This is a genomic window from Anoxybacillus sp. FSL W8-0382 (genome assembly GCF_038003845.1).
Classification (GTDB): Bacteria; Bacillota; Bacilli; order Bacillales; family Anoxybacillaceae; genus Anoxybacillus; species Anoxybacillus flavithermus_G.
In genome coordinates this window covers 50,982-73,330 of the sequence record NZ_JBBOPX010000001.1, presented here as the reverse complement: position 1 = coordinate 73,330, position 22,349 = coordinate 50,982, and the positions used below count along the sequence as shown (strand labels likewise).

The window sequence follows — 22,349 nt, the reverse complement described above, 5'->3', positions numbered from 1 at the left end:
TACAATCGTATCATATTTTATTGCCCGTACTCAAAACGAATGCGGAAAAATTAAAGAATTTGAACATACAAATAAACAACATACATAAATAAAAGGCACACAAACAAAAGCATCGTCTCTAATACATGAAATTTTTTCTTCCTTTTTACACGCACCGTTCTCTCTTCGCGCTTTTCTTTCTTTGCAGACGGTCGTTGCATACATTGTAGCAAATCTTTCCTCATTTCATGAGCGCTAGTGTACTTTCCATCCAGTGCACACCATAATATTTCCGCATATTTTTTCAAATAGGGGTGAGAGGAGATCATAAGACGTAGCTGCTCTCGGCCATTTTCCTTTCTTTCAAATCGTTTTGGATAGCACATATTAATCATAATCATCGCCACCGCAAATAAATCATACGACGGCTCGGCTTTTCTTGTTCCCATACCCCAATAGCCACGATCAAAAAACTCTGTAAACTCTTTAATGGCTCGTCCGCGAATGGTTGTGCCACCCACATCAATTAATCGCACTTTCGGGACCGTCCCGGAAACAATTAAATTGTCTGGTTTTAAATCACCGAATACCCACCCTTTTTCGTGCAACTTATGCAAATCGCCTAACAACTGCAATATAATGACGATGATCCAATCTTTCCCCCGTTTTTGAATAAAAGTTAACAAATCATCCCCTTCAATATATTCCATTACATAAAATGAATAAATTCTTTTTTCTTGCGGATGAAACCAATCGTCTACGTCTAATAAACAAGGTCCGAGGGCAACTCCCTGGACCTCTGAAAATCGTTTCAACACATTTACTTCTGACATCATCGCTGTTGATTGATTGCTTATTTTTAGCGCCACAAACGTCCGTCCTTCTCTAGCCAAATAAACAACCCCATTTGCTCCTTTACCGAGTTGCTTTATCATTTCATAACGACGTTTATGCCACTTCCCTTGTATAACTGTTCCCGTTGGAATGTTACATAGATTGTTCGATGTATACATCGTCATCACCATCATGCGTAAACAAACTTTTTAATGAGCGTCTTTTTTGGAATTGTTGTAGCGCCTCGCGAATAGCTGGACCGGTCGGTGTAATTCCCCCGGATGTTAGTTTTGGAAACACACTTGAAATGGACTCCATTTTCGGCGTCCAATCTAGAATACGATCTACCTCTCCTTTTTTCCCGGGAAATACAAAAACAGAAAACTCATTATTTCCCAAACGAGCATTCAAACTGATCGATAAGTCTAATAACGCTTCTTTTACCGTTTGCAACTTTGTCTTCATACTTCCACTTGTGTCTACTAATATTAAAACTTGCAAGTTAACAGTTTCCCCTAACTCCTCAACAACTTCCATCACTTCTCCCCTTTTTTCTGGCGGAAGCTGTTCAATGGAAGCCTGGGATCCTAAAATTTGTTTTAACTCCCGATTAATGACGCCTTGCAACGTCTGTGTCATTGCTTTTCTTGTGACCATTTGTACCGTTTGTGATAACTGTTTAGCGTATACGACTTGACTAATTCCTCCACCTGATTGTGCGATTCCTTCAATTTCCCGTAATCCTTGCTCATCAATGATGTCTTGATCAAGAACACCGATTACATTAACCGTAATCCCTTGTTCTTTCGCTAATGCCGCCATAGCAATTGGATCTTCACCATGATTAGAACAACCGTCTGTGATTAATAAAATTTGACGCAACGTTCCTTTTCGCATACGTTCATCCCCTCCGAAAAAAGTAGTATACTCCCATCATCGACGTTCAGAGGGGATTTTATACCTTTATTTCATATATTGATATGCCGGAATGACTGCCCATTTCGGTGTATTATGTTTAATTCTCGCCACAACAATCGTCATATCATCTTCGATTTCTCCACCGTTGACACGAATGACTTCTTCTAAAAGCAATTCAGATACTTCTTGCGGATCATTCGTTTTTAATTCTTTAATTTTTCGTTTTAGCCATACATCATGATTTTCGATATGCGAAACCCCATCAAAAATGCCGTCACTCATCATAATGAGTAAATCTCCTGCCTTTAATTGCTCTTCAATCATTTCAAACTCTACCCCAGTAATAATTCCTATCGGCAAATTGCTCGATTCGATTTTCATCACGTTATTTCCACGTTTAATAAAGCTTGGAGATGAGCCAACTTTTAAAAATTTTGTTGTTGCATTTTGCAAATCAACAATGGCTAAATCGAGCGTTGAAAAAATTTCTTCTGTCGTTCGCAACGCCAAAATAGAGTTGATCGATTTAATCGCAATTCGTTCCTCAATTCCCGATTGTAAAATTTTTTGTAATAGTTTGAGCGTTTCTTTACTTTCATAATGCGCTCGTTCCCCATTCCCCATCCCGTCACTAATAGCTAACGCATATTTTCCACCACCAATTTCCATCATCGCATAGCTGTCACCTGAAATAAATCCGCCCCCCTTCGCAACGTACGCAACGCCTGTATCAATAACAAACGCTTTTGAAGAACTGAAAGCAACCCGACAGTCCCCGTTCGGATAGACAGAGCACTCTTCTTTTTTTACAATAATCGTCTCACCTAAAATATCAGACAGCATTGGTGCAATCAGTTTTTCACATTCCCCCCTTCCGTCGCAATATGGAACAACCATCTCAATATCAACACTTCCTTTGTCTAAACTATAAATTTCAACATCGTTCACATCGACACCGAACTGTTGAAGGGCGTGCAAAATTTGTTCTTCTTGCACATAATAATTTTCACGCTCTTTTTGAATTTCTTTCGCAAAATCTTCCATCACTTGTGATACACCTAATAACTGTTCTGCCACAAGTCTTCTACTTTCTTTCATTTGTTGCTTTAATTTTTTATTCGCTTTATAAAACGACACATCTTTCTCGATAATTTGAACAACTTTATTTGCTTTCACACAATGTTTATCCCATTCTCGCAACAATTTTGCATTCGTTATTTGATCATTTTCGCTTGCCTCTTGCATAATTTTTTTCATGTAGTCATATGTTTTATCGAAGTGGTTAATCCAACATTGATCTTTCTTAAAACACGTTTGGCACGTTTTAGCAGCTACATCACTTAAAAAGTAATCAATTTCACGTTCTTCCTCCTCTTCGTGCGTAAGTACACCATAGGAAGAGAAACTTTTTGATAACGCTTGAAACACATGAGAAAATTGTTCCACTCGCTGAGCGGTAACATCGCGGATTTTTCGCACATATTGTTGTTGCTCATTCGTATGTTCAACCGTCCCTGGCACATATTTCGCCATTTTACTCGTCAACGCTTGTGGGGTTATAAGAAAAAGTAAAACGGCTAATAGCGACTCCACGATATTCGGGACAATATCTGCGATCCCTTGACTATAAAGGGCAATTAACAATGTCGCGACAACAAGACCAAGAGAAACGCCTATTTTTTTCCCTTCCTTCAAAAGCCCTCCAAGCAACCCAGAAAAAGCTAGTAAGCTCATTTGATATAAATTCGAGACGCTCGCTAAGCTTAAAATAAGTCCTGTAACAACGCCGACTGTTGAACCAACGGTCGCACCAGCTACAAAAGCAAACAACAACAATACATAGCGCGATGCAACATGTTCTAACGAAAGATCATAAATTGACCAACCAACCATTCCCGTCAGCATAGAAGAAATAAGAATGACGAAAGAAATGACTTCTTCTGGTTTTAACGTTTGCTTATATTTTTGATGATCAAACAATGGCACGCTTTGTAAAAAAATGAGCGTTAAAATTGAGCCAAGTCCCGCTTCAATAAGCATCGTCATTCCCTCGTATATCGTCCATTCATGCCCCCACGTATAAATCATGCCTGTTTTCGCGAAAATGGAGGCAAAAAACACGACAACGGGCAATCTTTTCGGCAGAGCATCAATCCAGAAAAATAGACGATAAAAGATGAGAAACATCACGATCGAAGCAACGATAAATATAGAAGTGTAAAAAGAGACGGTCAACGATCCTGCAAATAAAGCAATAAATACAAAACCTAACTTATCGCGTCGAAGTAAATAAATTGCTGCAAAAAAAGGCAAAGCAAACGGTGTCATCTTTGTTAAAATGAAAGCTCGTCCAAGCAAAAAACCGATAACTAGAAATAAAAACCCTTGTTGAAATAATAAATGACTGAATCGAACTGTAAACCGCTGAAGCCATTGTGACGCCGTCGTTTTCGTCCCACTTAAAGGTACTTCCGCCATTTGATTGATTAACTTCCGTTCCACTCGCTCCATGTTCATCCTCTCCCCTTTTCCATATATCAGTCTATTACTTCGTATTATACAGACTGAATTATCAAAATTTTGTCAAAAAAAGAAGATGAATCACATAAATTTTTCGACGGAATATCACAAAAAACGGCTTATATAAACAAAAAGACACCAATTTCGTGGCGAAATTGGTGTCTTTTTGATGACCCGTACGGGATTCGAACCCGTGTTACCGCCGTGAAAGGGCGGTGTCTTAACCACTTGACCAACGGGCCATTATGCAATTTGGTAGCGGCGGAGGGAATCGAACCCCCGACCTCACGGGTATGAACCGTACGCTCTAGCCAGCTGAGCTACGCCGCCATGCAACGACATTTGTAATTCTACTATGTTCCTCCGATAAAGTCAATAGTTTTTTCATAAAATCCAAACGAAAAAGCATCCACTTACGAAATGGATGCTTATATAAACTGCCTCATGTCCCATTCGGCAGCAAGTTAACCACGTCGAGCACCACGACCTCCTCGTTTTGATTCGGTATGGCGTTTAAGGGATGCTAAGCGATCTTCACTTTCTTTTAAGAAACGGCTAATTTTCTGCTCAAAGCTTTCTTTTGAAGCGCGATCGTTTCCTTTGTTGCGCGGACGTGAAGCTTGTTCCTTTGCCTTTTTGATCGATAAGCCAATTTTCCCATCCTTCTCAACATTAATAACACGAACTTCGACAACATCGCCTACTTTGAGATGTTCATTAATGTCCTTTACATAGCTGTCAGCTACTTCACTAATGTGCACTAAGCCTGTCGCGCCTTCTGGTAACTCAACAAACGCTCCGAATTTTGTAATGCCCGTTACTTTTCCATGTAACTTGCTGCCTACTTCAATTGACATAAAAAAAGTGCTCCTCCTTAAAATCTGAAAAATCGTTTCTTTCATTATACATAATGAAAAAAACAAGTGTCAATAAGCCTTCTGCCTATCTTACTTACTCATCCGGAGTGATAAAAATAATTTCTCCCTCTTTCGACAAAAAATATTGCTTTCGAGCCAATTCGGCAATATATTGATCATCGTTTAATTTTTTGATTTCCTCTTTCAATCTTTGTTCGTCTTGTTGCAACGTGCGTAACTTTTCTTCTAGCTGTTCTTTCGTTTTTAATTGCTCATCAATCGCAGAAGATTGTGCCGTCATCGTATATAAAAATAGCGAAGAAGCGGCTAACGCCATCGTTGCCACAATGCTAAAACGAATCACCTTCTTTTTACGACGTCGCGCCTTCTTATGTTCTTGTTTTTCTTGTTGAATGACATACGATGTTTGTATTTTTTTCACTTTACTTCTCTGTGGGGCGCCCATGTTTTTCACCGCTCCTTCTTCACTACCCTTTTTTTCTAAACATATTCGCTATTTTTGCAAGAAACCCTTTTCCGATATGAAAAATACGACCAACCGTTGCTTGAAAACGAAGTGGGGTTTGGCGCCAAATGAAACGCCCAATCCATATAAATGGCTGAAACAAAAAACGTATACACATATGGATTACTTTATATAAAATTTTACCAATGGATAAAACAAAATGGCAAGTAGTGATGAATAAAAAAACAAAAAAACGGTAAAGAAGTCGGAGCGGAAGTATGACAGCATAATGAAACATTCGGATGATTAGACGATATAACATTACAAAAGCACGAATAATTTTTTGTAACAAACGAACGTACATACGTTGAAATAAAGCTTGATAGGCAGCATATCCGCATAATATGGCCAAAAAAATATACAAACGAACTTGCCCATTGTTAATAACCAATAATGTGTAAAAGACATATAGTGCTTGCGTGATCCAAAAAAGAATGTCTGCAACCCATACGATAAGTCGATGACGCTTGGAACGATTGAATATGTGTGCATATGTGTCAAAAGATGACCCAATGATCATTCCGATTCCGATCATCGCAAGCAAAGTCGTAAATTGCACGTGCAAACTCATTTAAACAACTTGCTAAAGAACCCTTTAGCCTTCTCCGTGTGATGCTCGTCTAAATAAATGATTTCGAAAATTTTACCTTTAATCGAGACAATCCCTTTATCTACATCTAAGTTTTTCATTTGTAAATTTTGTCCTTTCACAGACAAAAACCCCATAACCGTTTCCAGTAAAAATTCTTCATTATCAAAACTTTCTACTTGTTTTACACCGGTAATTTCTAACGTGCGCCGACTGCGCATAACAATGTCATGTTCTTGAATAGGACCTTTATTTCCAATGTTTTGTGTCATCAACGTTCCCCCTCACAACGATCGTTTGTACAAGTGTATGAGGGAGGAAAATAGTTTAGAACAAGCTACTCCACTCGCTCTTCTTTTACAATTTCATATAACGCACTCGCATCTTCTTTTTTCGCATGTTCTTGTAATTCGACCACTTTCACTGTCACATGTTTTTGGCCAAATTGAATCATAATTTCATCACCTATTTTTACGGTTGAACTCGCTTTCGCCTGCTGACCGTTAATAAATACACGCCCCTGCTCCGCTACTTCTTTCGCTAAAGTTCTTCTTTTAATGAGCCGTGAAACTTTTAAAAACTTATCGAGTCGCATATTATAACCCCTCCCTTTTCGCTTCTTCCCATATTTCATCTAATTGCTCTAAAGAATACGCACGCCAAGCTTTCCCTTGTTGTTTTACTTTTTGTTCAATGTATTGAAAACGATGGTAAAATTTTTCGTTCGCCATGGCTAACGCCTCTTCAGGATTGACTTTATAATATCGGCATACGTTAATAAGCGCAAATAGTAAATCTCCAAACTCTTCTTTTAGTTTTTGTTCATCCATACGATCAGCTTCTTGCTGTACCTCATTCATTTCTTCTTCAACTTTACGCCACATCGGCTCTACGTCCGACCAGTCAAATCCAACTTTTGCTGCTCTTTTTTGATATTCATATGCGCGCAGCGTACTCGGTAACGCTTTGGCAACATCGTCAAGTAATGAATGAAGTTCGGTTTCTTTTTCCGCCTGCTTGATTGCTTCCCAGTTGCGTACAACCTGTTCCGCATGCTCAACATGAACGTCCCCGAATACATGAGGATGGCGCCGAATCATTTTTTCTGTAATGGCTCGAATGACATCGTCAATCGAAAACATTCCTTCGTCTTCGCCAATTTGGGCATGAAGCATAACTTGTAATAATACATCGCCAAGCTCTTCAATTATATTTTCATCATCTTGCCGATCAATCGCATCAAGAAGCTCATACGTTTCTTCAAGCAAATACTTTTTCAATGACTGGTGCGTCTGTTTCCGATCCCAAGGGCAACCGTTAGGCCCACGCAACGTCGCAATCACACGTCGTAAAGTAGTAAAATCATGATATAACAGCTCATCATTTTCTACTTTTGGTACGTAAACGCTCGTTAAATTGCTCACCGTTATGACCCGATCTAGCTCATATAGCGGGACTTTTTCGATTCGTTGTTGTTTACTTCCTGCTGCATAAACGATAAAAATAGGATAATCATATGGTAATTTTTCCAACAAAGCTAGTTTCACATCGGATGCAATGAACGAGTCATATACTTGACAAAAAATAATATGATTCCGCAACTGAATTTCGTCCGGTTGAAATGAGGTAGCATCAATCAATTGAAAACCTTCGATTGGATCGAGCTCAACGGCAGTAAATAACGCATCAAGAAAACTTTGTCCCCCTTCTACACGAACAGAAATGTGATCTTTTTTTTCGAGCAATAGCTTTACTGTACGCTCAGCGACAAGTGGATGGCCCGGAACAGCGTATACGACATCCCCTTTTTTCACTTCTTCACATAAATGTTCAACAATATGTTCGTATACTTGTTCAAATTGATCATATTTTTCGTATATGTCGTCAAACGATTGAATGTGTATCCCTTCTGCTTCCAACTGTGAGACAACAGGATGATCTTTCGTTCGTAAAAAGAGGCGATTCGCCTGTTTTAACGTACGGTACACACCGAAAGACAACTGATCGATGTCTCCTGCCCCAAGACCGACAATTGTAATTGTACCCATGACTATCCAGCCTTTCTTTGCTTTATTTTTATTAAATAACGTCCAAACGGAAAAGCTAACAAGTCTTTTTCCGCCAAAACCTCTTTTTTAACGATCATTATAATATAAACAAACGCCCCAATAAAAACACCAATGATCGCTTGAAGCGATGAAAACAGACGTCCATGATGAATTGGTAACTCGTTTATCAATATGATATATCCAACTAAAATGATCGCCATCATCGCTGCGGCTTTTATCGTTTGAATGATTATAGAGAGCGAAAGCAAAGGACGAGACATTCGTTTTTGCACATAAAAAAAGGCGATGACGCACATGACGGCATAGGCAATGAGTGTCGCTACAGCTGCCCCTACTGTATGCCATAAAGGAACGAGCAACACATTCAACCCCCATTTTGATATCATGCCGACACAAACGATGAAAAATGGACGAAATACATTCCCAAGCCCTTGCAAAATGGCGATGAACGTTAATGTTAAAGAAGTAAAAAGAATAGAAACGGCTAAAATCGTCAACTCCATCGCACCAACATGGTCTTTAAACAACATGATATTCGCTTGTTTTAATATGCAAACTAAACCAACGACTGCCCCCATTCCAATGATAAACGCTACGCGAACAGCTGTATATATTTCGTTGCGTTCTGTTTGTTCATGCGATAACATCGGCACAAGCGCTAATGAAAAAGAAGTAGCTACTACTGTCCCAAGCTGAATAAACGGTTGACCACGGTCATAAATTCCCTTTGCTGTTTTAGCTAGTTCATGCAATCCTGCTTGTTGTAACAAAGGGAGAAGGGTAAATGAATCAACAAGCTGTATTAAAACAAGGAGCATGTTAGCTAAACAAATCGTTACGCCATGAACAGCTAAAAATAAAAGCACTTTTCTTTTTTCTTTTGTTGGAATCCATGGCTCGGTATGAACATTCGTCCGCTTTCGCAACATATATACGACGAGTACTGCAACAGCAGCAAAACTTCCCATAAGTGAACCAATCATCGCACCAGCTCCTGCCTCATAAACGGTAAATCCGCGATGAAGCAAAAAAGAAGAAAGAAATAAAATCGCTCCGACACGTACAAGTTGTTCAACTACTTGCGAAACAGCGGTCGGATTCATCTCTCCTCCCCCTTGAAAATATCCGCGAGAAACAGAAGTAAACGGAAGAAGCAAAAAAGCAAACGAAACGGCGCGAATCAACAGAGCTAGTTGATGATCTCCCATGAGCGCCGCGAGTGACGAAGCGCCAAAATAAAGAACGGAAAACATGACGATACTAAGGCATGATAAAAAATAAAAAGAAAGCCGAACAACAGCAAACTTATATGTTGATTGTTTATTTTCGGCAATAAGTTTTGAGATCGCAATCGGATAGCCATACGTTGACAAAGCGAGAAAAATACCGTAAAAAGGATAAACTTGTTGATAAATATAAAATCCGACATCGCCTACAATATTTTGATACGGAATACGGTAAAAAGCGCTTAATATTTTTGTAAATAAGGCGGCGACCGTCAACACAAACGCACCACGCAACCAGTCTTTTTTTTCCATACACTTCACCTTTTTTACTATTACATACATCAAAAAAAGGTAGCGAGATGCTACCTTTATTGTTCCATTTGTCGAGCAAGGAAGCTCGCCGCAGTTTCTGCTGCTTTATGTTCTACTTCGCCAAGCGTTTTATCTTTCGAGAAAATAATGACTGCCCCGATTGGATCTCCTCCAGCAATAATCGGTGCAATCACGTATGATTGCATATGTTCTTCATGACCTTGCGCAAATGATACGCTTGTTTCTTCTGTGTACAAAACGGACTGGCGATCTTCCATCACTTTTTCAACAAGTTCGCTTACGCTCTTGTTTAAATACTCCTTTTTCGATCCGCCTGCTACTGCAATAAATACATCGCGATCACAAATGAGCACTGGTTGTTCTAAACTGTCGAAAAGAGCTTCAGCGTACTCTTTTGCAAAGTCACCTAATTCACTAATTGGTGAATACTTTTTTAAAATGACCTCACCATCGCGGTCAACAAATATTTCAAGTGGGTCTCCTTCGCGAATACGAAGTGTTCTGCGAATTTCTTTTGGAATTACTACTCGTCCTAAATCATCGATTCGTCGAACAATACCTGTTGCTTTCATCTATCGATGCCTCGCTTTCATCTAGTGATTAAAAATGGCACTGGTGAAACAGTTGAATAATTCACCATTGTTGTGATTAGTATCCGTCACAAACAAAGTTATATACACAAAGGAGGGGGATTTTTTTTAAAAAGTGAAAATCCCCCATCTTCATCGTTGCCATTTACTTATAAACAATAAACATGAACAACCAATTATTTTTTAGCATATTTTAACCCTTTTAGCAACTCATAAATGATCATTAACCACTGTTGCGGCTTCATTCCTTTTACATGAACGACAATTTTAAAGCGATCCCCATCCATGCCGAAACCAACATCCCTGCCATACGGTTCACCGAGCTTAAACAATTTGCTAACATCAATTTGCTTTGTCGTTTCTTGTGAGAATAAAATGGTGACTTCTTGCTTCGTTTGCTTAATGGATTTAACGAGATGCTGTTTTGCATATATTTTCATTTCGGCAATTTGGAATAAGTACGCTACTTCATCTGGATACTCGCCGAAACGATCTAACATTTCTTCTCGCAATTGTTCGAGCTCCTCTAACGAATCGAGCGCTCGGAATCGTTTATACATCTCAATTTTTTGCTGTTCATTTGAAATGTAGTGCTCTGGAATATACGCATCCACTTCTAAATCAATTTCCACTTCAAACGGTTTTTCTTGTTTTGTTCCTCGTTTTTCTTCAATCGCTTCTTTCAACATTTGAGAATAAAGCTCAAAGCCGACGGAATCAATAAAACCGTGTTGTTGTGCTCCTAATAAGTTGCCAGCCCCCCGGATAGATAAATCACGCATCGCAATTTTGAAGCCAGATCCAAGCTCGGTAAACTCTTTAATGGCTTGTAATCGTTTTTCTGCTATTTCATTTAGCACCTTATCTTTTCGGTACGTAAAATACGCATACGCAATGCGATTGGAGCGTCCTACGCGCCCGCGCAACTGATATAATTGTGAAAGACCCATCTTATCCGCATCATAAACGATTAACGTATTCACATTTGGAATGTCAACACCTGTTTCGATGATCGTCGTACTCACTAGTACATCATATTGACCTTCTAGAAACGCAAGCATGACCGCTTCAAGTTCATGTTCGGACATTCTTCCGTGTGCATATGCCACACGAGCATCAGGTACGAGCGCCGAAATTTCTTCTGCCTTTCGATCAATATCTTCAACGCGATTATAAAGAAAAAACACTTGTCCCCCGCGCGCCATTTCGCGTTCAATCGCCTCTCGCACAATGATCGGGCTGTATTCCATCACATACGTTTGTACAGGGAAACGATTTTCCGGAGGTGTTTCGATGACGGACAAATCGCGGACACCGATAAGCGACATATGTAACGTGCGCGGGATCGGTGTAGCGGTTAACGTTAATACATCGATATTTGTTTTTAGTTGTTTAATTTTTTCTTTATGAGCAACACCGAACCGTTGCTCCTCGTCAATAATTAATAAACCTAGATCTTTAAACGATACGTCTTTTGATAAAAGCCGATGTGTTCCAATAACCATATCAATCGTACCATCTTTTAAGCCTTGGATTGTTTCGGTTTGTTGCTTTTTCGTGCGAAAACGACTCAATAAACCGACGTTAATCGGATACCCTTGGAAACGTTCACGAACTGTTTCGTAATGTTGTTGCGCTAAAATCGTCGTCGGTACGAGAAAGGCAACTTGTTTTCCGTCCATGATCGCTTTAAAAGCGGCCCGCAACGCTACTTCTGTCTTTCCGTAACCAACATCCCCACATAGCAATCGATCCATCGGCCGTTCGCTTTCCATATCGCGTTTAATTTCACGAATGGAACGAAGCTGATCTTCCGTCTCTTGATATGGGAACGCCGCTTCAAATTCCCTTTGCATCTCGTTATCCGGTGAAAAAGCGTACCCTTTGCTCGCTTCGCGCTCTGCATATAATTTCATCAAGTCCTCAGCAATATCTTGAACAGAAGACTCTACTTTCTTCTTTACTTTCTTCCACTCTGTTCCACCTAATTTATAAATTTTCGGCTCTTTTCCTTCTGAACCGACATATTTTTGGACGAGATCCATTTGATCAACAGGAACGTATAACGTATCATTCCCTTGATATTGAATATGAATGTAATCTTTATGAACACCGTTAATTTCTAACGTTTCGATCCCTAAATATTTTCCGATTCCATGGTTGACGTGGACGACATAGTCGCCGACTTTTAAATCTGTATAACTTTTAATCCGTTCCGCGTTCGACAATTTTTGGCGTCGCACAGGACGTTTCATTCGCTTTTTAAATAGCTCTTCTTCTGTAATGACGGCGAGTTTTTGCATCGGCAATTCAAAACCTGCAACTAACCCAGACGGGACAATTTGACATTTCCCATGCAATAATGCATCATCTCTCCCGATTTGGACAGCATCAATCTCATAATCTTCTAACGTCTGTTTCAGTTTTTTCGCTCGCTCTTCATTTCCTGCTAACAAAACGACAGCATAATTCCTCTTTTTCCACCGCTCAACTTCTCCCTTTAACAACTGCATTTGACTATAAAACACTTGCATTTGCTTACAAGATACATTAACAATGTTTTGAGGATGCGTGTATGGAATATGACGTAAAAATAAAGACAAGTAAATCGTTGATCTCGTCCGTTTTTGCAATACTTCTGGAAACGAATAAGAAACCGGGACACTTTGCACAATCTTTCCTTCTTCTAACAAGTTTGTGTACCATTCTGCTTCTTCCTGTTCCAGTTTTTCTGCTACTTCTTGAATACGACTCATTTCATCGATGATGACGACACCGTGCTCTGGAATGTAATCTAGCAAACTTGCAGCAGAAGGATAGAAAAGCGAGAAATATTTGTACATTTCTTCGATTGATTTTCCGTTTTTTAACTGCTCCAATTCAAATGATACATGTTCATATAAACGATTTTTCGTTTTTTCATCATGAATATGTTGCAACGTATCATGAAGTTGTGCTTCTAGCCGTTGAATCGCTTCGTTTATATGTTGTTGTTCAACGATCAATTCCGTTGCCGGTCCAATTAACACCTCATCTATCTCAGCCACCGAACGTTGATCATCGACTGAAAACGTCCGAATTGACTCGATCTCCACGTCGAATAGCTCAATACGATAAGGAAGCTCAGCTGTAAGCGGATAAATATCAATAATACCTCCTCGGACGCTAAATTCCCCCGGAGTTGAAACAACAGACACACGTTCATATCCCATCGCAATAAATTGCTTCAAACAATGTTCCACATCCATTTGCTCACCGACGCGAAAACGAAGTTGATAACGTTGCCATACATCTTTCGGTGGCAATAGTCGTCGAAGTGCAGCAATGGGAGCGATAACAATTCCTTTTTTCCGCCCACACCAATAGTTTAACACTTCTAATCGTTGTGCTCGCAATTCCGGACTAGCTACAGCTAATTCAGCTGCAATTAATTCATTGACAGGATAAAGAAACACTTCTTCCTCATCAATTAATTGAATGAGATCATCATATATTTTTTGCGCTTGAAATAAATTGTGCGTCACAATGCATAAAGGTCGCTCAGTATCCTCATATAAAGAAGAAATGAAAACAGAACGGGCAGAACCAGACAAACCGGTCACAAGCTGTTCCTTTAAACCATTGCGAACCCCTTCTGCAACCGATTGCATGTCCGCGTGATGAATAAAATATTGTCGTAATCCGCGCAAAAAAACCCCTCCTCTCCAAACATAAATACAAAAACGCTTTGGGTAACCCAAAGCCAATCATTGAATAAATTTTTCATATTGGTGAAGATCAGGATTTCGATCCAACGCCTCCTGGCAATCTTCGCAAATCGCCTTGACGCAAATTTCCCCTGTCGGAAGATATTGAATCATATCTAACCTTTCTTCTTCTGTTAATCGATGAAACCCTAATTGCTCACTCTCTAACTCAAGTGCATCGATCGTCCCGATTTTTACGCCACAATGGCGGCAATAGTAATGCAATGCCATATGCGTCCCTCCCAAATGGTTGTTTTAATCGAATACATTTTGAACCATTTAGTCGGGAATTATTCATTACTTATTAAATTCGTTCATCACTTGAGCAAACGGAACGTGTAACGATCGCTCGCATGCATCTGCTGCCTTTTTAATCGCTTGTTCGATTTGTATTTTCTCTTCCGCTGTCCATCGCCCTAATACGTAGTCACTCACTCTCATTCCGTTTTTCGGCCGATCAATGCCGATGCGAATGCGTTTAAATTGCTCTGTTTTCAAATGATGAATAAGCGATTTCATTCCGTTATGACCGCCAGCGCTTCCCTTTGGACGCAAGCGAACCGTTCCGGTTGACAAATCTAGGTCGTCGTAAATGACAATGAGATCGTCGACATCAATATTATAATAGTCCATCAACGGTCGAACGCATTCACCCGATAAGTTCATATATGTAAGCGGTTTGCATAATATGACTTTTTCACCTGAAATGACGCCACTTGCAAATATACCTTGGAACTTCGTTTGATTGAACGTAAATCCCCAGCGACGAGCAAGCTCATCGATCACCATAAACCCTACATTATGCCTCGTTTGTTCATATTCTTTTCCAGGATTCCCTAAACCAACAAACAGCTTTACCATTTCCCTGCTCCTTCTCTCTATACCGCAAAAGACGTAACCAATAATGGCTACGTCCGTCGCGGTGTTGTTTCGCGTCCTTCTTCCGATTCCGGTCTCCCCGGTTCTTGTTCTTCACCGCTATGAATTTCTTCTTCTTGTTTTGGTGGCAAAATCGAAGCGATCACTTCTGTTGGATCGTGATTGATTTCATAAGCACCGTTTGTTTGAATATGTGAAACTGTAATAACATCGCCTACTTGCAAATTCGTTATGTCGACATCAATGGATGGAGGGATGTTTGACGGCAGCGCCCGAATGGACAATTGATGCATTGCTTGTTGCAATACACCCCCATCTTTCACGCCAGCTGCTTCACCAACGAGATGAATCGGAACGTGAACATCGATTTCTGTTTTTGCATCAACAGCTAAAAAGTCAATATGAATAATATCATGGCGAATCGGGTGTTTTTGCATATCGCGAGCGATGATACGAATATGATTGTCGTTCATCTTTGCGTCTAAAAGACCTGTACCACCTGTAGCCCGCAACTGCTTTAAAAACTCAGCCGCATCAACAAAAACTGATTGGCTATTCATCGTTTTCCCGTACAACACAGCCGGGATGTGACCTTGTTTCCGCATTTGTTTGACGTAAGAACGTCGATGATCTGTACGCAATTGAAGTTGTAACAATGAAATCACCTTCCTATTTTAGCATCGCTCATAGCTTCCCCTAAAATAGGAAGGTCTAAACGTCATTAGTCAAACAACGCGCTAATCGACTGCTCTTCATGTACGCGAATAATTGCTTCACCAATCAGAGGAGCAACAGATAACTCGACAATTTTATTCGTTTTCTTTTCTTCAGGAATCGCAATTGTATTCGTGACAACAAGCTCTTTAATTTTCGAATTTTGAATTCGTTCAATCGCTGGACCTGATAAAACTGGGTGCGTACAACATGCATACACTTCTTTTGCCCCATACTCAGCTAACGCATTTGCTGCTAAAGTGATTGTTCCAGCTGTATCAATAATATCATCCACTAAAATCGTCGTTTTTCCTTGTACATTACCAATAATGTTCATCACTTCTGCTACATTTGGTTTCGGACGACGCTTGTCAATGATCGCAATTGGCGCTTTTAAACGATCTGCCATTTTCCGTGCACGCGTCACGCCACCATGATCTGGAGAAACGATGACAATATCATCAAGTTGCTTTTCCTTAAAGTAATCCGCTAAAATCGGAACTCCCATTAAATGATCGATTGGAATATCGAAAAATCCTTGAATTTGCGGTGCGTGTAAATCAAGCGTAATCACGCGAGTAGCACCAGCTGTCTCTAATAAATTAGCAACCAATTTCGCAGTAATCGGTTCACGAGAACGCGCTTTGCGATCTTGACGAGCATATCCGTAGTATGGCATAACGATATTAATTGTTTTTGCAGACGCTCGCTTTAATGCGTCAATCATAATAAGTAACTCCATTAAATGCTCATTCACGGGCGCGCTCGTTGATTGAATAACATAAACATCGCATCCACGAATACTTTCTTCAATGTTAATTTGAATTTCCCCATCACTAAAACGAGAAACGGAACACTTTCCTAATTCAACACCAATCACTTTTGCGATTTCTTGGGCTAAGATTGGATTAGAGTTTAACGAAAATAACTTTAAATTAGAATTTAAATACTGAGACATGGGTCAATGAACCTCCATTAGGATTTTTTCTTCGCTTGTAGACGTTCAACATAATTTTCTTTATTTGTTTGTCGAGCACGAGCGATAGCTAAAGCTTCACTAGGTACATCATCGGTAATCGTGGAACCAGCCGCTACATACGCTCCACTTCCGACCGTAACAGGAGCAATTAAGTTCGAATTACAACCAATAAACGCACCATCTTCAATTTTTGTCACGTATTTATTGGCACCGTCATAATTTACTGTAATGGTTCCGCAACCAATATTGACATGTGCGCCTACTTCAGCGTCCCCAATATAACTTAAGTGCGATGCTTTACTGCCGTCTCCAAACGTCGCTTTTTTGATTTCGACGAAGTTTCCGATTCTCACATCATCACCAATTTTACATAGCGGACGAATATGCGCAAATGGACCAATGGTTACGTCTGATCCTATTTCACTATCATGTACAACCGAATGACGAATCGATGTGTCGTTGCCAATACGGCTATTTTTCACTTCACTATTCGGTCCGATGATACAGTTTTCACCGATCACCGTATGTCCCTCAATCCATGTCCCGGGATAGATGACGGTATCCTGTCCAATGTGCACATCTGGTCCTATATACGTATGCTCAGGATCGATGATTGTCACACCATTTGCCATATGTTTACGATGAATGCGTGCACGCATAATTTTTTCTGCTTGTGCAAGCGCAATGCGGTCATTTACACCTAACGTTTCTTCAAACACCGGTGTTTCATATGCTGAAATGATTTCGCCTTGTTTTTTCAAAATCTCGATGACATCTGGTAAATAATATTCACCTTGTGCATTGTCGTTTGACACTTTCGTAAGCGCTTCAAATAATGCACGATTATCGAAACAATACGTCCCTGTATTAATTTCTCGAATGTTCCGTTCTTCTTCGGTTGCGTCTTTATGTTCTACAATTTTTTCGACATGTCCATCTTTATTTCGGACAATGCGACCGTATCCTGTTGGATCTTCTGCAAGGGCGGTTAAAATCGTTGCTTTCGCTTTTGTTTGTAAATGATGTTGTAAAAGCGCTTCCATCGTTTCTGAGGTGATCAATGGCGTATCTCCACAAACAACGAGAGTCACACCATCTTTATCAGCTAAATGAGGTGCTGCTTGCAAAACAGCATGTGCCGTCCCAAGCTGTTGTTCTTGAATGACGTACTCACTTTGACTGCCGAGTTGTTCTTTTACTCGTTCTGCTCCAAAACCAACAACTGTAATTAGTCGATCTACATGTAACATAGAAATTGCATCCACTACATGTTGTACCATCGGCTTTCCACAGACAGGGTGCAACACTTTATACAGCTTTGAACGCATGCGCGTCCCCTGTCCAGCCGCTAAAATGATCGCATATCGTCTCATCGTAAGGCCTCCATACCTCTCTTTATCCATATTGAATATATATCAATTATGTATGTATTTCAAGGAAACATTGTCATCTACCAAAAAAATTCATCATTTTCATCATATATTCTTTACGAATAGGATAAACATCATTTTCCATATAAAAAGGACCCTTTTTAAGCGAAAGGGTCCTCTTTCTTATTTATTACGAAGCGCCTGCTTCTTCAAGCTCTTTTTCCAACTCACCAGCACGGTGATATTCAGCTAAAACAGCTTCTTGGATTTTCCCGCGGGTTGTTGAGTTAATTGGATGAGCGATGTCACGGAATTCCCCGTCAGGAGTACGCTTGCTTGGCATAGCGACAAACAAGCCGTTATTGCCTTCAATGACACGAATATCATGAACAACAAATTCATGATCCAACGTGATCGAGGCAATCGCTCTCATACGTCCTTCGGTATTCACGCGGCGTAATCTCACGTCAGTTACTTCCATTCTGTTCACCACCTTTTCCCTATATAAGAACTTAATCGAATTTATTCCACGTCGTTTTTTATTTTCCTGCTAACTTTAGAAAATTTTTTTTACGATTGTTTAACAAGGGCAACGACTTCAATTTCAATTAACGCATCTTTTGGCAAACGAGCCACTTCAACAGCGGAACGCGCTGGTTTATGATCGCGGAAATATTGACCATATACTTCATTCATCGCCGCAAAATCGTTCATGTCTTTTAAAAACACCGTTGTTTTTACAACAGTTTCTAAAGACGCTCCTGCTGCTTCAAGCACCGCTTGCAAATTTTTGAATACTTGATGCGTTTGTGCTTGAATATCCCCTTGCACCATTTCTCCTTCAGGAGTTAAAGCAATTTGTCCAGAACTGTAAAACATGTTGTTCACAATAATGCCTTGAGAGTACGGTCCAATCGCTTGTGGAGCTTGATTTGTGTGTACAACTTTCATGTCTATTCCCCCTGTATGTAAAAATCATTTTACTTATTTGACAAAATGAAAGTAATTTCCTTCTTCTACTGTAATTTGTTTTTCTTTTACATTGACAGATGTTAGTTTAACGAGTGAAACATATTCATCAACGAGTCGTTCTTCTGCTTCTTCCGACTCGACAAGCACACCAATCCCAACAACGTTTGCGCGGAATTCTGCGAGCAAACTAATCATGCCGTTGATTGTTCCGCCCGCTTTCATAAAATCATCGATAATTAAGACATTCGCTCCTTCTGTTAAACTTCGCTTCGATAGCACCATCGTTTGAATACGTTTTGAAGAGCCTGATACGTAATTGATGCTGACCATCGAACCTTCTGTCACTTTGCTGTCGCGGCGAATAATGACGACAGGTACATTTAAAAAGCTTGCAACAGCGTAGGCTAAAGGAATTCCTTTTGTTGCAACTGTCACAACAAAATCAATATGTTCATGGGCAAACGCAGAAGCATATAAGCGACCAATTTGGTTGACGATACGTGTATCGCCAAGCAAATCTGTCATATACAAATAGCCCCCTGGCAATAGCCGATCGGGATCCGCCAAGCTTGTACATAGTTGCTGAATAAATTGTTTCGCTTCCGTTTCTGACATTTTCGGTACGTATTGCACCCCACCGGCCGCCCCAGGAAGCGTACGCAACAAACCGATTCCTTGCTGTTCAAACGTTTGCTTAATAATAGCCAAATCTTCGCTAATCGACGATTTCGCTGATCCGTATCGTTCCGCAAAAAAAGTAAGCGGAACAAGCTGGTGTGGATGATAAAGCAAATAGTGTGTCATATCGACAAGCCGACTACTTCGCCTTAATTTCATACAATAACTCCTCCTTTATTGTTCATGTCTTTCTCCAATTAATCGAACAGCATATACGTGTTCGCAAAAACCTCGCAAACCATTATATACACGTTGTAACCGCGAATCATGTTGAACAAGACCAAACACGGTCGGTCCGCTTCCGCTCATTAATGAGACATCTGCACCAAAACGTCTCATTTGTTCCTTAATTTGCGCGACTTCAGGATACATGTTTAGCGTGACACTTTCTAATACGTTTCCAGCGAGCGCACAAATTTTCTCATAATCTTTTTCTCTAATCGCAGCAACCATTCCGTCTACGTCTGGATGATCGACGGATTGCAAGTTTAAATTCCGATATACATCCGCAGTTGACACACCGATCGTTGGCTTCGCTAAAATGACCCAACTTGGTGGAGGAGCAGGAATATGCTCAATTTTCTCTCCCCGTCCCGTTGCGATCGCTGTTCCTCCATATACGCAAAACGGAACGTCCGAGCCAATCTCCGCCCCAATTTCGGCAAGTTCGTCTAAACTCAACCCTAACCCCCACAGCTTATTTAATCCTCGCAACGTTGCAGCGGCATCGCTGCTTCCACCTGCAAGACCCGCCGCAACGGGAATATACTTCGTAATAGAAATCGCTACCCCTCGACGAACACCCACTTTCTCCTTCAACAATTTAGCAGCTTGATATGCTAAATTGCGTTCATCATCCGGCACGAAGCGATTGTGCGAAATAATTTGGATCGTATCGCTATACAAATCCATTAACTCGACACGATCAGCTAAATCAATCGTCGTCATCACCATTTTTACTTCATGGTAGCCGTCTGGGCGCTTATGTAATACGTCGAGTGATAAATTAATTTTCGCTGGTGCTTTCACTAACAACCTCAAACTGTTCACCTACTTTTCCGACTTCAAACTCCTATCGACATTTTACCACAAAAAATAGTGAACAAATACGAACCTTTTCAATGGCCACAAAAAAAGAGACCACCGATATTGGTCGCCTCCTTAGCCGTCATGAATGTGAGCTGCTCATCGCTACTTGTTCGTCATCTAAAAATGTAAGTTGTACTGTTTCCGTCAACACGTCTGCATAACTATATGATACACGTTCAAAAGCGTTTTCTTCTTGATCAAGTTCAACGACAAATACGGACGGATATGTTTGCGCTAACACGCCGCAACGCTCGATTGTCTTTCGACGCCCACCGTTCGCTTTTAACGTCAATCTTTTACCGAGATTCGAATCCAACACTTTTTTAATTTCCGACAATGTTTTTCCCATCGTATCCACCTCACTATTACATAGTATAACAAATGAAAAAAGATAAGTCAAAAAACAAGAATTATATCAACAAAAAATATTAAATGTCAATACTTTTGTTTTTATTATGAACAAATAAAGAAAAAACTATGTACAAAAAGTGTTAAAAAACAAAACTTGTCTTTTTACCACTACGGCAAAAAGACAAGAGATTTTTTGTTTATGTTTGCTCATCCATCGTCCGAAAAGGCATCCCTGTCCGCAAAACACCGCGCGTCTCAACACCACCGAGCCCCTTTTCCCCTGTCAATGTATTTCTTAATACGTCCCATACGTTAATGCGGTCCATAAAAGGAGTGAAACTAACGCGTGAGACAATATATACAGGATCGAGAGCATGAATATTGACGCGTGCAGGAGAGCTTGCGAAGTTCGCACCTGCTCGAATAAGCGATTCAAAATGAGATTGACACGCCCCAGCAAAAATGACAAGTTGATCGAGATTCGGAATTTTTTTGCGTGCCTGCTTCACTGTTTGGACAAAATATTTCGAATGACGATACGCCCTTAAATCATCTACCGATCCTTTCGATTTCGAATATGCATCATGTCCCGTTACAACTAAAATATCTGGACGCACTTGTTCAAGTAGTGGAATAATACGATCGGGCATATCTGTTTCATGACAATGAACACCATATACCGGGACCCCGATTCGTTCATACAGTTGCATGCATTTACGTAAATAAAGCGGGTCGCCATCTATATGAAGCACACGTCCCGGTAATTGGAAAAAATCCATTTTCACTTCATATCCGCCTGTCGCATCATATTCACTTTTTTCCCGTAGCGCCCGATAATCTTGACGCAACAATTTATAGCACTGCTCAATATGCCGCTTTTCTTCTTCTTTTCTTCTCTTTTTTTCCCGCTCGTCAATAACAACTAAATCAGAAAACGGAGCATCGGCTATAAGACGAACATCCTCCCCATATAAAATGGCTTCTTTTTCCCCTTCTTTTTCTTTTATATCAATAACCCGAAACAAAATATCACATTCATACGATTTTCGTGCAACAATATCTCCCACTTGAATCACACACACTCGCCCTTTCGTTTGTTTTGTTTGTAACATATGCGACGAAAGGATAGA

General features: G+C 40.2%; 22 protein-coding genes, 2 tRNA genes and 1 pseudogene. All 25 read right to left on the bottom strand.

Annotation, left to right across the window (positions count from 1 at the left end; genetic code table 11):
- Positions 1-50: 50 nt before the first annotated feature.
- On the bottom strand, positions 51-1,004 hold the full coding sequence (locus tag NSS60_RS00375; RefSeq protein ID WP_064220683.1) for a serine/threonine protein kinase: 954 nt from the start codon (positions 1,002-1,004) through the stop codon (positions 51-53).
- Positions 967-1,722: pseudogene (locus tag NSS60_RS00370) on the bottom strand (VWA domain-containing protein); the annotation flags it as partial. The gene NSS60_RS00375 and the pseudogene NSS60_RS00370, both read right to left, overlap by 38 nt.
- 54 nt (positions 1,723-1,776) lie before the next feature.
- Positions 1,777-4,242: a stage II sporulation protein E gene (spoIIE, locus tag NSS60_RS00365; protein WP_004888574.1), complete on the bottom strand. Its 2,466-nt coding sequence runs from the start codon at positions 4,240-4,242 to the stop codon at positions 1,777-1,779.
- 179 nt (positions 4,243-4,421) lie between these two features.
- Positions 4,422-4,493 (bottom strand) — tRNA-Glu (locus tag NSS60_RS00360).
- Between the two features lie 11 nt (positions 4,494-4,504).
- Positions 4,505-4,581, bottom strand: a tRNA-Met gene (locus tag NSS60_RS00355).
- A gap of 134 nt (positions 4,582-4,715) precedes the next feature.
- Positions 4,716-5,108: a S1 domain-containing RNA-binding protein gene (locus NSS60_RS00350; protein WP_004888572.1), complete on the bottom strand. Its 393-nt coding sequence runs from the start codon at positions 5,106-5,108 to the stop codon at positions 4,716-4,718.
- Positions 5,109-5,202: 94 nt separating this feature from the next.
- Positions 5,203-5,574, bottom strand: coding sequence for an FtsB family cell division protein (locus NSS60_RS00345; protein ID WP_004888569.1), 372 nt, complete (start codon positions 5,572-5,574; stop codon positions 5,203-5,205).
- Between the two features lie 22 nt (positions 5,575-5,596).
- Positions 5,597-6,205, bottom strand: a complete 609-nt coding sequence (gene yabQ, locus NSS60_RS00340) for a spore cortex biosynthesis protein YabQ (RefSeq protein ID WP_064213886.1) — start codon at positions 6,203-6,205, stop codon at positions 5,597-5,599.
- Complete coding sequence (yabP, locus tag NSS60_RS00335; protein ID WP_004888559.1) at positions 6,202-6,495, bottom strand: sporulation protein YabP; 294 nt, start codon at positions 6,493-6,495, stop codon at positions 6,202-6,204. Before yabP ends, yabQ begins: the two co-directional genes overlap by 4 nt.
- Positions 6,496-6,560: 65 nt before the next feature.
- Complete coding sequence (locus NSS60_RS00330) at positions 6,561-6,818, bottom strand: RNA-binding S4 domain-containing protein (RefSeq protein ID WP_004888556.1); 258 nt, start codon at positions 6,816-6,818, stop codon at positions 6,561-6,563.
- Between the two features lies 1 nt (position 6,819).
- A complete protein-coding gene (mazG, locus tag NSS60_RS00325) occupies positions 6,820-8,271 on the bottom strand; it encodes a nucleoside triphosphate pyrophosphohydrolase (protein ID WP_004888553.1) in 1,452 nt (483 codons plus the stop codon).
- Positions 8,272-8,273: 2 nt separating this feature from the next.
- Entirely contained in the window at positions 8,274-9,830 is a 1,557-nt protein-coding gene (locus NSS60_RS00320) for a putative polysaccharide biosynthesis protein (protein ID WP_004888551.1), read from the bottom strand.
- A gap of 56 nt (positions 9,831-9,886) precedes the next feature.
- The gene (gene spoVT / locus NSS60_RS00315; RefSeq protein ID WP_004888548.1) at positions 9,887-10,423 is read right to left on the bottom strand and encodes a stage V sporulation protein T; all 537 of its coding nucleotides are present in this window, start codon (positions 10,421-10,423) and stop codon (positions 9,887-9,889) included.
- Between the two features lie 194 nt (positions 10,424-10,617).
- On the bottom strand, positions 10,618-14,130 hold the full coding sequence (mfd, locus tag NSS60_RS00310; RefSeq protein WP_004888546.1) for a transcription-repair coupling factor: 3,513 nt from the start codon (positions 14,128-14,130) through the stop codon (positions 10,618-10,620).
- Positions 14,131-14,187: 57 nt separating this feature from the next.
- Positions 14,188-14,418, bottom strand: coding sequence for an anti-sigma-F factor Fin family protein (locus NSS60_RS00305; protein WP_004888543.1), 231 nt, complete (start codon positions 14,416-14,418; stop codon positions 14,188-14,190).
- Positions 14,419-14,484: 66 nt separating this feature from the next.
- Positions 14,485-15,048, bottom strand: coding sequence for an aminoacyl-tRNA hydrolase (gene pth, locus NSS60_RS00300; RefSeq protein ID WP_004888541.1), 564 nt, complete (start codon positions 15,046-15,048; stop codon positions 14,485-14,487).
- Positions 15,049-15,095: 47 nt separating this feature from the next.
- Positions 15,096-15,731, bottom strand: coding sequence for a 50S ribosomal protein L25/general stress protein Ctc (locus NSS60_RS00295; protein WP_004888537.1), 636 nt, complete (start codon positions 15,729-15,731; stop codon positions 15,096-15,098).
- A gap of 56 nt (positions 15,732-15,787) precedes the next feature.
- Positions 15,788-16,738, bottom strand: a complete 951-nt coding sequence (locus tag NSS60_RS00290; protein WP_004888535.1) for a ribose-phosphate diphosphokinase — start codon at positions 16,736-16,738, stop codon at positions 15,788-15,790.
- A gap of 17 nt (positions 16,739-16,755) precedes the next feature.
- Complete coding sequence (glmU, locus tag NSS60_RS00285) at positions 16,756-18,132, bottom strand: bifunctional UDP-N-acetylglucosamine diphosphorylase/glucosamine-1-phosphate N-acetyltransferase GlmU (RefSeq protein ID WP_004888534.1); 1,377 nt, start codon at positions 18,130-18,132, stop codon at positions 16,756-16,758.
- A gap of 187 nt (positions 18,133-18,319) precedes the next feature.
- Positions 18,320-18,610 carry a septation regulator SpoVG gene (spoVG, locus tag NSS60_RS00280; protein ID WP_003398210.1) on the bottom strand — a complete coding sequence of 97 codons (291 nt, stop codon included), beginning with the start codon at positions 18,608-18,610 and terminating at the stop codon, positions 18,320-18,322.
- Between the two features lie 89 nt (positions 18,611-18,699).
- Positions 18,700-19,080 carry a RidA family protein gene (locus NSS60_RS00275; protein WP_004888532.1) on the bottom strand — a complete coding sequence of 127 codons (381 nt, stop codon included), beginning with the start codon at positions 19,078-19,080 and terminating at the stop codon, positions 18,700-18,702.
- A gap of 33 nt (positions 19,081-19,113) precedes the next feature.
- Positions 19,114-19,938: a pur operon repressor gene (gene purR / locus NSS60_RS00270; RefSeq protein WP_004888529.1), complete on the bottom strand. Its 825-nt coding sequence runs from the start codon at positions 19,936-19,938 to the stop codon at positions 19,114-19,116.
- A gap of 15 nt (positions 19,939-19,953) precedes the next feature.
- On the bottom strand, positions 19,954-20,820 hold the full coding sequence (ispE, locus tag NSS60_RS00265) for a 4-(cytidine 5'-diphospho)-2-C-methyl-D-erythritol kinase (RefSeq protein ID WP_004888528.1): 867 nt from the start codon (positions 20,818-20,820) through the stop codon (positions 19,954-19,956).
- A 127-nt stretch (positions 20,821-20,947) separates the two neighbouring features.
- Positions 20,948-21,217 (bottom strand): biofilm formation stimulator Veg, encoded by a 270-nt coding sequence (gene veg, locus NSS60_RS00260; RefSeq protein ID WP_004888526.1) that lies wholly within the window; start codon positions 21,215-21,217, stop codon positions 20,948-20,950.
- Positions 21,218-21,416: 199 nt separating this feature from the next.
- Entirely contained in the window at positions 21,417-22,331 is a 915-nt protein-coding gene (yabG, locus tag NSS60_RS00255; protein ID WP_051035123.1) for a sporulation peptidase YabG, read from the bottom strand.
- Positions 22,332-22,349 lie beyond the last annotated feature (18 nt).